Origin of the sequence: Arthrobacter ipis (assembly GCF_014694315.1) — a bacterium.
Taxonomy (GTDB): Bacteria; Actinomycetota; Actinomycetes; order Actinomycetales; family Micrococcaceae; genus Arthrobacter; species Arthrobacter ipis.
On the sequence record NZ_JAAOXD010000003.1, the window covers coordinates 1,063,010 to 1,075,793 of the forward strand.

At 67.7% G+C, this 12,784-nt stretch carries 9 protein-coding genes; 3 read left to right on the plus strand and 6 right to left on the minus strand.

Annotated elements, in window-relative coordinates; all coding sequences use genetic code 11:
- Positions 1–50: 50 nt before the first annotated feature.
- The 6 genes from G9E11_RS11895 to G9E11_RS11920 all read right to left on the minus strand — a co-directional run bounded on the left by G9E11_RS11895 (position 51) and on the right by G9E11_RS11920 (position 7,203).
- Positions 51–1,067 (minus strand): LacI family DNA-binding transcriptional regulator, encoded by a 1,017-nt coding sequence (locus G9E11_RS11895; protein ID WP_414635191.1) that lies wholly within the window; start codon positions 1,065–1,067, stop codon positions 51–53.
- Positions 1,064–2,074, minus strand: a complete 1,011-nt coding sequence (locus tag G9E11_RS11900) for an aldose 1-epimerase family protein (RefSeq protein ID WP_190605810.1) — start codon at positions 2,072–2,074, stop codon at positions 1,064–1,066. The genes G9E11_RS11895 and G9E11_RS11900 overlap by 4 nt, the downstream gene beginning before the upstream one ends.
- Positions 2,035–3,555 carry an L-arabinose isomerase gene (gene araA, locus G9E11_RS11905; RefSeq protein ID WP_190605812.1) on the minus strand — a complete coding sequence of 507 codons (1,521 nt, stop codon included), beginning with the start codon at positions 3,553–3,555 and terminating at the stop codon, positions 2,035–2,037. The genes G9E11_RS11900 and araA overlap by 40 nt, the downstream gene beginning before the upstream one ends.
- Before the next feature lie 70 nt (positions 3,556–3,625).
- A complete protein-coding gene (locus G9E11_RS11910; protein ID WP_190605814.1) occupies positions 3,626–4,336 on the minus strand; it encodes an L-ribulose-5-phosphate 4-epimerase in 711 nt (236 codons plus the stop codon).
- Complete coding sequence (araB, locus tag G9E11_RS11915) at positions 4,333–6,087, minus strand: ribulokinase (protein WP_190605816.1); 1,755 nt, start codon at positions 6,085–6,087, stop codon at positions 4,333–4,335. Before araB ends, G9E11_RS11910 begins: the two co-directional genes overlap by 4 nt.
- Before the next feature lie 105 nt (positions 6,088–6,192).
- Positions 6,193–7,203: a LacI family DNA-binding transcriptional regulator gene (locus G9E11_RS11920; RefSeq protein ID WP_111902251.1), complete on the minus strand. Its 1,011-nt coding sequence runs from the start codon at positions 7,201–7,203 to the stop codon at positions 6,193–6,195.
- 82 nt (positions 7,204–7,285) lie between these two features.
- Between G9E11_RS11920 and G9E11_RS11925 the strand changes: the two genes are divergently transcribed.
- From G9E11_RS11925 to G9E11_RS11935, 3 genes are all read left to right on the plus strand, one after another.
- Positions 7,286–8,899: an FG-GAP-like repeat-containing protein gene (locus G9E11_RS11925; RefSeq protein ID WP_190605818.1), complete on the plus strand. Its 1,614-nt coding sequence runs from the start codon at positions 7,286–7,288 to the stop codon at positions 8,897–8,899.
- A gap of 329 nt (positions 8,900–9,228) precedes the next feature.
- Positions 9,229–11,475 (plus strand): multicopper oxidase family protein, encoded by a 2,247-nt coding sequence (locus G9E11_RS11930; RefSeq protein ID WP_246468860.1) that lies wholly within the window; start codon positions 9,229–9,231, stop codon positions 11,473–11,475.
- Positions 11,472–12,644 (plus strand): DUF6185 family protein, encoded by a 1,173-nt coding sequence (locus G9E11_RS11935; RefSeq protein WP_190605820.1) that lies wholly within the window; start codon positions 11,472–11,474, stop codon positions 12,642–12,644. The genes G9E11_RS11930 and G9E11_RS11935 overlap by 4 nt, the downstream gene beginning before the upstream one ends.
- The last annotated feature ends 140 nt before the right edge of the window (positions 12,645–12,784 follow it).

A 12,784-nucleotide genomic window follows, 5' to 3' on the forward strand; every position in this document is an offset into this window, starting at 1 on the left:
CCGGGCCAAAGGGAGGCCCTGCCGGGGCCACCCGCGCAGCCGCTGCAGCGTTAGTGTGCCGGCGGCGCCGTGGAGCCCCGCACCACGAGCTTCGGGTTGAGGACGGAAGCCGCTGCCGAGGGGCCGTGGGCCATGTCGGACAGCAGCATCCGGATGCAGCGCGCGCCGAGTTCCTTGAAGCCCTGGTTCACTGTGGTCAGCGGCGGGACGAAATAGGCGGCCTCCGGCTGGTCGTCGAAACCCACCACGCTGATGTCCTCCGGCAAGCGCAGGCCAGCCTCGCTGAACGCGCGCAGTGCCCCCAGGGCCATCTGGTCATTGGCCGCGAACAGGGCGGTGACGTTGCCTGCCGCTGCCAGTTCCAGGCCGGCGCGGTAGCCGCTTTCGGCGCTCCAGTCCCCCTGGATCAGCACGCCCTCCGGCAAGCCGGCCTGGTCCAGCGTGCGCCGCCAGCCTTCGGTCCGGGCCGCGGCGTCAATCCAGTCCTGCGGCCCCGAAACGTGGGCGATCGCGGTGTGGCCGAGGTTCACCAGGTGCTGCACGGCAAGGCCCGCGCCGACGCGCTGGTTCACGGCCGCGACCGTCAGGTGCTCATCCGCGCCGAACCCCACGGCAACCAGCGGGACGGACAGTGCAATGGTGTGCAGCGATTTCAGCATCGTCTCGTGCGGAACGATCACCACGATCCCGTCCACGGACTGCAGCAGGAAGTGTTCGAGGGCATCGTGGATGCCGGCGGTGGTCACCTCGCTGAGGCTGGCCATACTGACGGCATAGCCCTCATTCCGCGCTGCCTGCTGGACGCCCAGCAGCGTGTTGGCCGGGCCGTAGTGGGCCGTGCCGGCACCCAGGACGCCGATGGCCTGGGAACGCCGGGTGACCAGGCTGCGCGCTGCGGTGTTGCGGCGGTATCCCAGCTCGGCGATGGCGCGTTCCACGCGCCTGCGGGTCTGGGCACTGACGTTCGGATGGGTGTTGAGGACCCGCGAGACGGTCTGGTGGGACACGCCCGCGAGGCGCGCCACGTCCTCCATGACGGGAGGACGTGGCGTTGCCCGGGCGCTCACGTGGCGAAGATGCTCCAGGATGCCTCGTGCGTGGCGCCCGGCTCCAGCCGGATCAGGTCCACGCCGCTGTTGAAGGCATCAGGAGGGCAGGTCATGGGTTCCACGGCAAGGCCCAGCCGGTTGGGGGCCGGGGGTTGCTTGTCCGCGGTGTGGATCTGGAACCACTGGCAGGTGCGGTCCCAGGCCATTCCGACGCCGGTCCCGCCCGGGTCCCGGACCAGCACGCGGGCCAGCCCGCCGCCGTCGAACGCGCCGCCGTCGGACGCGCCGCCGTCGGCCGTACCGCCGTCGGCCGTACCGCCGTCGAACGCTATGTCAGTAAACGCATGGTCGATCTCCGTGGCGCCGATGGCGCGCGGCGTGCGGAAGTCGAACTCGTGCCCCTCCACGGAGCGCGTTTCCTTCGGCAGCAGCCGGTCCGGGGTGACCTCGAGGAACTGCCTAGCGGGGATTTCGAGGGTCCACTCATCGAGCGGCGCCGGCCCAGCCACCAGGTACGGGTGCGGGCAGACACCGTAGGGCGCCGCGGTACCGCCGAGGTTCGACGCCGTGACCCGGCTGTGCAGGCCGTCCTCCGCAAGCCGGTACTCGACGACGACACGCACCTCGTGCGGGTATCCCGCCGTCGGCTGTGGCGTGCAGGACAGCGTCACCGACGACCCGTCATGTGACTCCAGGTCCCAGTCCAGGGGAAACGCCAGCCCGTGCAGGGCGCAGCCGCGGTCAGTCTCGTTGACCGGCACCTCGTACTCGGTACCGTCGAAGGTGTACCGGCCATCGGCGATACGGTTGGGCCAGGGCGCCGCAACGATGCCGCGGTAGTCGGGAATGGGTCCGCCCTCCGGGAACGGAACGACTAGGTCCCGGCCCCGGTGGCGCAGCTCCCGCAGCGCACCGGCCTGTGCCGTAATGGTGGCGGTGTACTCGCCCGCCTGGATTTTGTATTCGGTCACAGCCCTATTTTGGGTCACAGCCTGCCGGCCAGCCGGTAGTAGGCGGCGTTCCATGCGAGTTCCTTCTTGAACTGCTTGAGGGTGGTGCCTTCGTCGATGGTGAGCAGTTCGGTCTGCGCGATCTCAGCAAAGTCCTCAAACACGTCCACGCCCACCTGGGTGGACAGGACGGTGTGGTGCGCGGCCCCGGCCGTCAGCCACGCCGCGGCGGAGGTGGCGAAGTCAGGCTTCGGTTCCCACAGGGCCCGTGCCACCGGCAGGTTGGGCAGCGGCTCGTCGAGGTCGACGACGTCGACGGCGTTCGCCACGAGGCGGAACCGGTCGCGCATGTCGGACAGGGCGACGACGACGCCGGGGCCGGCGTCGGTGTCGAAGACCATGCGGACCGGGTCTTCCTTGCCGCCGATGCCCAGCGGGTGGATCTCGACGCGCGGCTTGGCGGTGGTCAGCGAGGGGCACACCTCGAGCATGTGTGCGCCGAGGATCTTCTCCTGGCCGGGCACCAGGTGGTAGGTGTAGTCCTCCATAAGTGAGGCGCCGCCGGGCAGTCCGGCGCCCATGACCTTGGCCGCGCGGATCAGGATGGCGGTCTTCCAGTCGCCCTCGGCGCCGAAGCCGTAGCCGTCGGCCATGAGCCGCTGGACGGCCATGCCCGGCAGCTGCCGCAGTTCGCCGAGGTCCTCAAAGGACGTGGTGAAGGCGGCGGAGCCGTTGGCTTCGAGGAAGCTGCGGAGCCCGAGCTCGATGCGGGCGCTGTAGCGGAGGGATTCATGGCGGGCTCCATCGGAGCGGAGCTCCGGCGCCACGTCGTAAAGGCGCTCGTACTCGGCCACCAGGGTGTCAACGTCGGACTCCGCGGCGCCATGCACGGCGTCGGCGAGTTCGTTGACGGACCAGGTGTTGACCGAGACGCCGAAGCGCAGCTCCGCCTCGGTCTTGTCGCCTTCGGTGACGGCAACGTTGCGCATGTTGTCCCCGAAGCGGGTCAGCTTCAGGTTCCGGACGGCGGCCCAGCCGGCGGAGGCCCGCTGCCAGACGCCTACCTGGCGGGCCACCTCCGGGTTGGACACGTGGCCCACGACGGTCTTGCGCGGTACGCCCAGCCGGGACTGGATGTAGCCGAACTCGCGGTCGCCGTGCGCGGCCTGGTTCAGGTTCATGAAATCGAAGTCGATGTCCGCCCACGGCAGTTCCACGTTGGCCTGGGTGTGCAGGTGCAGCAGGGGCTTGCGGAGCAGGTCGAGGCCCTGGATCCACATCTTGGCCGGGGAGAACGTGTGCATCCACGCCGTCACGCCGATCACGGAATCGTCCGAGTTGGCTTCCAGCGCGGTCCGGCGGATCGCGTCCGAGTCCGTCAGCACGGGCTTCCAGACGAGCTTGACCGGGACCTCCGAGGATTCGTTCAGGGCGGCGGCGATCTCCTGCGACTGGGCCGCCACCTGCTTCAGGACGTCCTCGCCGTAGAGGTGCTGGCTGCCGGTGAGGAACCAGACCTCGTAGTGCTCGAGGGATGTGTTGTTGGCGCTGGGCATTGGTGTCTCCTTTGAAAGTCTTTGGGTGTCCGTGGCCGCGGTGTGCGGGGCCGCTATGTGGGGACCGGAACTAGCGGCCGTAAACGTTCTGGTACCGGTCGTACAGCGACTCGATCTGGGCCGGGTCGATGGCCAGCGGTTCGCCGAGCTGCCGGGATACGTGGACCGTGCGGGCCACTTCCTCGCACATGACGGCGGCCTTGACTGCGGAGCGGGCGTCCTTGCCGATGGTGAAGGGGCCGTGGTTCTGCATGAGCACCGCCGGGGAGTTGGACCCGCGCAGCGTTTCCACGATGCCGCGGCCGATCGAATCGTCGCCGATCAGCGCGAACGGGCCCACCGGGATGGGGCCGCCGAACTCATCGCCCATCATGGTCAGCACGCACGGGATCTCCTCGCCCCGCGCGGCCCAGGCTGTGGCGTAGGTGGAGTGGGTGTGGACCACGCCGCCGACGTCGGGCATATTCCGGTAGACGTACGCGTGCGCGGCAGTGTCCGACGACGCCGTGAGGTCCGGATTCTCCCATTGGGCCGGAACGCCGTCGGCGTCCGCGCTCAGGCTGCTGACGGGGGTGCCGTAGAGGTCGGTGACCACCATAAGTTCCGGGGTCAGGTCGTCGTAGGAGACGCCGGAGGGCTTGATGACCATGAGGTCGTAGCCGGGGATCCGGCCGGACACGTTACCGGCAGTCCAGACCACCAGGTCGTACCGGGTGAGCTCGGCATGCAGTTCGCAGACCTCGCGGCGGATACGGGCAATGGTTTCCAGCAGTGCGCTCACGCCGAAACCTCCTCAGCGGTCAGGGAGTCAGCGTGCATGGACTGGGAGTTAAGAGACTGGGCTGCGTTGCGCTGTATGGCCTTGAGCCGGTGCATGACCTCGTTGGTTCCCCTGCCGAAGTAGTCGTGCAGGGTCCGGTACTCGCGGAACAGTTCGTCGTACGCCGCGACGTTCTCCGGGATGGGCGTGTAGACGGCGCCCGGTGCGGCGCCCATCGCCTCGGACGCTGCCCTGACATCGGCGTACTTCCCGGCCGCAACGGCCGCGTGGATGGCCGAGCCCAGGGCCGGGCCCTGCGTGGAGCCGATGGTGGAGAGCTGGAGGCCGGTCACGTCGGAGTAGATCTGCATGAGGAGCTTGTTCTTCAGCAGGCCGCCGGCCACTATGAATTCCTTCACCGGAACGCCGGAATCCCGGAAGGCGTCCACGATGGTGCGGGTGCCGAAGGCGGTGGCCTCGAGCAGCGCCCGGTAGATGTCCTCGGGCCGGGTGGCGAGGGTCTGGCCGACAACCACGCCGGAAAGCTCGTGGTCCACCAGCACGGAGCGGTTACCTGAGTGCCAGTCGAGGGCGATGAGGCCGTGCTGGCCGATCGCCTGCCCGGAGGCCAGGTCCGTCAGGTATTCGTGGATGCCCTGCCCGGCCTCGGCCGCAGCCTGGTGGTATTCGGGCGGAACGCCGTACTTGGTGAACCAGCCGAAGATGTCGCCCACGCCGGACTGTCCGGCCTCATAGCCCCAGAGCCCGTCGACGATGCCACCGTCCACCACGCCGCACATGCCGGGCACCTCGTGAAGCTCGGCGCCGTTCATGACGTGGCAGGTGGAGGTGCCCATGATGGCCACGAGCTGGCCCGGCTCCACGGCCTTCGCAGCCGGGGCGGTGACGTGCGCGTCCACGTTGCCCACGGCGACGGCGATGCCCTCCGGCAGCCCGGTCCAGGCGGCGGCCTCCGCGGTCAGGTAACCCGCAGCGTCGCCCAGGCGGCCGATGGTGTGGTCCAGTTTGCTGCTGACGAAGTCCTTGAACTGCGGATTCAGCGCGGCGAGGAAGTCATCGGACGGGTAGTGCCCGTCCTGGTAGATGCCCTTGTAGCCGGCGGTGCAGGCGTTGCGGACGTAGTTGCCGCAGAGCTGCCAGACGATCCAGTCCGCGGCCTCCACCCAGTGGTCCATTTCGGCGTAGGCCTCGGGATCCTCCTCCAGCTGCTGCAGCCCTTTGGCAAACTCCCACTCGGACGAGATCAGCCCGCCGTACCGCGGCAGCCAGGACTCGCCGGGATCGGCGGCCAGCGCGTTGATCCGGTCGGCCTGGCCCTGGGCCGCGTGGTGCCGCCAGAGCTTGACGTATGCATGCGGCCGGTTGGCGTATCCCGGCAGTTCGTTGAGCGGGGTACCGTCGGCTTTGACGGGAACCATGGTGCAGGCGGTGAAGTCCGTGGCAATTCCGACGACGGCGGCCGGGTCGATCCCGGCGTCCGCGATTGCGGCGGGGACAGCGTGCCGCAGCACGTCCCGGTAGTCGTTGGGCACCTGCAGGGCCCATTCCCCGGGCAGCCGGGCGGTTGCTCCATCGGCAGCGCCAGCCACGTCCGCCGGAAGCACATCAGTGACTACCGCGTGCGGGTAGTCGAACACTCCGCTGCCGAGCTCCTTGCCGTCCCGGACCCGCACAACCACGGCCCGGCCGGACAGGGTGCCATAGTCCACCCCGATGACATAGTTTTCGCTGCCGTCTGCTGTGACGTCCATGAATCCTCCAGATAAAGGCCCGTTGCGTTCCGGGCTGAAACTATTGTGAGCGCTAACAACTTGGTCCGTCAAGTGCCTTGGATCACCGATTGGGGATCAACGCCCTCAGGCGGGGGCGGAGGTACTCCCGCGGACCACGAGTTCGGGCTCCACCACTGTGGTGCTCACTGTGTCCCCCTTCTCGATGGCGCTCAGCATCAGGTCCATGCAGCGCCGGCCGAGTTCCTCGAAGTCCTGCCGCACGGTGGTGAGGGGCGGCGTGAAATAGCCCGACTCCGGCTGGTCGTCGAAGCCCACCACGGAGACGTCCTCGGGCACGCGGACGCCCGCCTCGCTGAAGGCGCGGAGCAAGCCCAGGGACATCTGGTCATTGCCAACGAACAGCGCCGTTGCGGTCCGCTCCGCAGCCAGCTTCCGCCCGATCTCATAGCCGCTTCCGGCGCTCCAGTCGCCCTCGACCACAAGGTTGTCATCCAGGCCGGCCGCGCGCAGGGCCGCGCTCCAGCCCTCGGCGCGCGCTACGGCGTCGATCCAGTCCTGGGGGCCGGCGATGTGGCCGATCCGGCGGTGGCCCTGCTCAATCAAATGCCCGACGGCGAGCTCGGCCCCCCGCTTCTGGTCCACCATGGCGCCGCTCACCGACTCGCTGCCCAGCGATCCCACGGCCACCACCGGCACCCCGGGTTTCAGTTCCTCGAGGGCAAGGAGCGTCTCGGAATGCGGCACGATCACCACAATGCCGTCCACCGACTGGTCCAGGAAATGCCGGATGGCATCGAAGATCGCCTCGCGGCTCACCGCTCGCAGGGCCGCGATGCTGACGAAGTAGCCGGCATCGCGCGCGGCATGCTCAACGCCCAGCAAGGTGTTGGCCGGACCGTACTGCGACAGCTCACTGCCGAGCACGCCGATGGTCTGCGACTTCCGGGTCACCAGGCTCCGCGCCGCGGTGTTGCGCCGGTACCCCAGCTCCGCAATGGCTGCCTCGACGCGCTCACGGGTGGCCTTGCTGACGTTGGGGTGATTGTTGATCACCCGGGACACGGTCTGGTGCGAGACTCCCGCGCGCTCCGCCACATCCTCAAGCCGGGGCATCCGGGCACTGGTTTTTGCCATGGGGTAATTGTGCGCGACCTAAGCCGGAAGCACGAATAGACGCGGCGGGACGTAAACTGGTGGAAGCAAAGGAGCGCTGGCGATGGACGGAAAAGTTCATCATTCTGGGGCCGGATCTTCCGCACGGCACATGCTGACGGGCCTCCTGCTCCTGCTCGCCCTCCTCCTTGGATACCTGCCCGGCGCCGCTCCGGCACGCGCCGTTTCACTCAACGGCCATGACATCTCCTGGCCCCAGTGCCCGACGGCGGTGGGCGGCTTTGGCCTGCCCCTCCCGCCGGCGGCGTCCCAGTTCGTGGTGATCGGCCTGACGAAGGGACTGCCCTTCACGGAGAATCCGTGCCTGGCCAGCCAGGTTGCCTGGGCGTCCAGCAACCGGAAGCCGGCCCAGGCCTACACCATGGCCGCCTTCCCCACAGCCGCCCAGCTCACCACCTACCGGGCGCAGGGACCGTGGTCGGCGGCCACCCGGGCGGGGCAGCTTTCCAACGTCGGCTACGCGGAAGCGCGGTTCGCGGTTGCAAGCCTTGCGCGGGTCCGGTTCGCGCCGCGCGTTGTGTGGATCGACGTCGAACCCCGCCCGGCCCAGCCTTGGCCCACCGCGAGCGCGGCGCAGCAGCGCGAAAACCGGTACATCATCGAGGGCCTCATGCGCGGGCTGCGGGATTCCGGCTATTCCTATGGCCTGTACTCGTTCGCTTCGGGCTGGGCCAGCATCACCGGATCTTGGCGGCTCTCCGGCGTTCCGGTGTGGGCCACCGCCGGGCGGCTGGATTTCCCCGGTGAAGCCCTGAATCTCTGCCGCACACCCAGCTTCTCCGGCGGCCGCGTGTACCTCTCGCAGTGGTACGACGACGTAAGGGATTACGACCTGACCTGCGACCCCTACACCTTCACCCCGCTGCCCATTCCGGCCTCCACCCTGTCCCGCTCGACGGCCGACTTCAACGGCGACTGGAACACGGACATCCTCGCCCGGGTCACGGCGACGGCCGAACTGCGGCTGTACCGGGGGAACGGCCGCGGCAGTCCGCTCTCCGGCGTGTTAATCGGTAACGGCTGGCGGGGCTATAGCGCCCTTGAGACGCCTGGCGACTTCAACGGCGACGGCCCCCTGGACGTCCTCGCCCGGGAGGACACCACCGGCACCCTCTGGCTGTACCGCGGCAACGGCACCGGCGGGTTCCTTCCCCGGAGCAGGATCGGCTCCGGCTGGAATGCCATGAGCGCCATCATCGGTCCCGGTGATTTCAACGGTGACCAGCGCGTGGACGTCCTTGCCCGAGAGTCTGCCACCGGCTTCCTGTGGCTGTACCGCGGCAACGGCACGGGCGGGTTCCTGCCGCGGATCCGCGTGGGCTCCGGCTGGAACGCCTTCAACGCCCTGGCTGGTCCGGGCGACATGAACGGCGACGGCAGTGTCGACGTCCTTGCCCGCGAGCGCGCCACCGGCGTCCTGTGGCTCTACCGCAGCAACGGCACGGGCGGCTGGCTCCCCCGCATCCGGGTGGGTGCCGGCTGGAACGTCATGACCGCCGTCGTATGTCCCGGCGACTTCAACGGCGACCGCAACCCGGACCTGCTGGCGCGCGACGCCGCCGGCGTCCTGTGGCTCTACCCCGGGCTCGGCACAGGCCTGTTTGCCTCCCGGGTGCGCATCAGCGCGGGGTGGAACGGGCTCGCCCCGCTGTTCTAGCGCGGACTTCTGATTGATCGTTTAAGCGGACTTCTTGATTGATCGATTAACCAGCACCCCCGCTTTTCCGGCGCGTTCCTTTTATTACTCGGCCGTAGCCTTGGAACGGCCACCCCCTTATACCCGTCTCATTGAGGGGGTATGCACCGCATACGTCCAATGTTTTCCCAAGCCCCGGCCCGCACAGTAGTTGCGCGGGGCAACGACAAGCGCAGCCGGCTTCCGCAAGGCCAGGATTTCCGGTGATGAAACGCCGGAAAGCCCTGAGAGCTAAACATACCGGGGCCGGCAGGCCATTCTTTTTTGCCCCGTTAAGGAGGCGTATTCCCATGTCCGAAGAAACCGCAATCACTACAAACGACATGTCCGAAGAAACCGCGACCACTACAAACGAAGTGTCCCGCCGCAATCTCCTGCGGCTGGGTGCGGCCGGAGGTGCCGGCGCAGCCGTGGTCGCCGCCCAGGGCTGGGCAGGACCGCTGCTCGCACAGAAAGGACTCCTTTCCCCTGACGGCGCGTTCGCCGCATCGTCCACCGCCCTCGGCGATCTGCTGTTCTACATCGAGGCATTCCCCACCAGCCCGTTGATCCTGACGCCGTTCAAGGACCAGCTGCCCATTCCCAAGGCCCTGGCCCCCACTCCGGCCGTGGGCGACGGCTTCACCAAGGGCTATACCGAGTGGAGCGATCCGCCCGGCCCCGGCCAGGGCCAGCAGAGTTCCTTCAAGAATGAGCGGCACCAGATCTGGCCGAACACGATCGGTTCCCCGGATCCCCTGGTGTACAAGATCGACATCCTGCTGCGGCAGCACGCGTTCACCACCTCGCAGGTGCTGCCCATCGACGCGAACGGCCGGCCCACGATCTCCTTCGATGACAAGCGCAAGACCTACCCGGCAGGGACCAAGCGGACTCTGCCGCTGAGCACCATCTACGGCTTCAACGGGACCTTCCCCGGCCCGATGATCAACGCCGAGTACGGCAAGCCGGCGCTGGTGCGGTTCGAGAACCACCTGGACGAGAACCCGCTGAACCTGGACCGCCAGGACTTCGGATCCCCCGACTGGTCCTTCCTGACCCACCTCCACAACGGGCACACGGCACCCGAGAGCGACGGCAACCCGCACTACTCGATGGTTTCGGGGCCGAAGTACGAGGGCTACCTGCCCAAGACGTTCTGCGACAACCTCTACCTGAACTGGCCGGCGGGCAACGATGACCGCGAGAAGCAAAGTTTCTTCTGGTTCCACGACCACCGCATGGACCACACCGGATCCAATGTCTACAAGGGCATGGTGGGCCTCTACCCGATCTATGACCCCAAGAACGGCATGGACATGGGCGACGAGCGCCGGGGCCTGCGGCTTCCGGGCGTCCGCAAGAACAACCCCGACGGATCCTTCGACGTCGACTACGACGTCCCGCTGGCCTTCTACGACTGCCGGCTGGACGACGGCGTCACCATGCACAAGGACATCCACGACGTGCAGAAGGAGTTCCCGGACGCCAAGAACCCGGCCAAGCACCCCGAGTGGTGGGGCAAAACCTTCTACAAGCACTTCCCCAACCACGGGTTCGTGGGCGACATCTTCACCGTGAACGGCACCGCCTACCCCGTCATGGAGGTCAAGCGCCGCAAGTACCGCTTCCGGTTCCTGGACGCCTCCATCGCCCGGATCTACGAGTTCAAGCTGATGAGCTCCACGAAGGGGCCGAAGACCGCTGTCTCGCTCGGCTACAAGGGCGACGAACTCGAGGGGCAGTACCGCATCCCGGATGGCCAGCAGTGCATGCAGTTCACGCAGATCGCGTCCGACGGCGGCCTGCTGCCGTTCCCGATCCAGCGCGATTCCTTTGAGCTGTGGCCGGCCAAGCGACGCGAAATGGTCATCGACTTCACCCGTTACGCAGACGGCACGCCCACCACCAAGGGCGATGTCATCTACCTCACCGACGTGATGAAGATGCCCAACGGCCGGATGTGGAGCAACTCATCCCGGTTCTCGCCGGACCCGAATTACAAGGTCCCGGTGCTCAAGTTCGTGATCGGCGACGATGCTCCGGACGACAGCGTCATCCCGACCGGGATGATGCGTGAGCTCCCGCCGCTGCCGAGCAACTGGCAGACCATGCTGGACAACCGGCTGATCTTCGAGGTGGAGCGCGGCTCTGGCGGCGGCGAAACTGAGTGGCTCATCAACGGCAAGCCGTTCACTCCGAACACCGTTGCCACCAGCCTGAAGAACCGCGCGGGCCGGTCACCACTGGCCCAGCAGAAGAAGGGCAGCTACAACCTGTGGGAGATCCGCAACGGCGGCGGTGGCTGGGTCCATCCGTTCCACCTGCACATGGAGGAACACCGGGTGGTCATGAGGAACGGCCGGGACGTCACGCGCGGCGGCGACAAGGGCCATCCCGATGATGTCTCACGTGAGGATCTGGTGGCCTTGGATCCCGGCGAGTCGACAATTATCTACCGCGGGTTCCGTGACTTCGTTGGACCGTACGTGGCCCACTGCCACAACCTGGCCCATGAGGACCACGCCATGATGTTCGGCTGGGAGATCACGCCATGACAACGGTACCCGCGGGCACCGCGAACTGGAGCAGCAGCGGGACCGGCGCCTCGGCGCCGGGCCGCCCCGCGGTCCCCTGGCGAACGGTCATCCCGCTGGCCGCGATGATGGCCTACGCCGACGGATTCTGGATGGTCTCGCTCCGTGGCGCCGTGGGCGCCATCGAACGCACCCAGGAGCCATTTGCCAGCTGGCTTCGGGAGTCCACCGTGCTGCTGCCGGCATTTGTCCTGGCCGTGGTTGCGGCGGTGACCCTGGCACTGCGCTGGTTCGGGCCCGTGTTGTCCGGCAAGAAGGCCTTCCTGACCACGGCACTCCTGGTTGCCGGGGCCGGGACGGTGGCAGGGACCGCCATACTGGCCGCCAGTGAAGCCTGGGACTATGCCCTGCAGCACGATCTCATGAGCCATCTGCACCACTCGACCTCGGTCCAGTCGGTGGACCAGCTGGACCAGTCGTCGCTGGGACTGCAGCTGGCTGCCTTTGGCTACGGCGTCGGCCTGCTCGTGGTCACCAACGTCGCGGTGACCGGGTGGACGGTGGCAATCCGGGGCGGACGGCTGGACGTCAGCCGGACGCAGCAGTCCACCCCGAAGCGCACCCCCCGCCGTGCCGCGGCCGGTCGAGCCCGCATGTCCGCCACGGACCTTCGGCAGACGGTGGCGGCGGTGGCTCTGTTCGGCTGCGCCGCCATCCATCTTGCGGTCATACCTGACCACTTCGACCACTGGGTGGTCGCCAGCGTCTTCTTCCTTGCCCTGGCGCTGGCGGAGGTGGCCGGCGGCGTACTGCTGCTGGGCCGGCCCGGCCTGAACGTCCTCGTTGCCGTCGCGGTTGCCTCCGCGGTGCCGCTGGTTTTGTGGGCGTGGTCCCGCACGTCAGGGCTCCCCTTCGGCCCCAACTCCAATGTGCCCGAGCCTGTTGGCCTCGCCGATGTCGCCGCCTGCCTCCTCGAACTGGGCACCCTGGCGATCGCCGTCGCCCTGCTCCGCGCGAGGCGCAGGGAAACCGGCGAGCCGGAGAGGCAGACGAGGGCGTCCGCCCACCTCCGCGCACTGGCCGTGGTGGGGGCAATCGCCATTGGATCCCTGGGCGTGGCAGGCGCCGTGCCCGGCTGGCTGGGCGACGTGGATACTTCGGGGGACACCACCCACAGCGTCACGCATTAGGAGCGCTTTTCTGCACAATGTGACACAACACAGATGCGACGGCGGCGGGCCCTGACGGGGGCCCGCCGCCGTCCATTTAACGAGCAAAAGCGGTAAGCGCCAACAGTGGTAACAAGCAATTTACATGCCCGAAACCTACC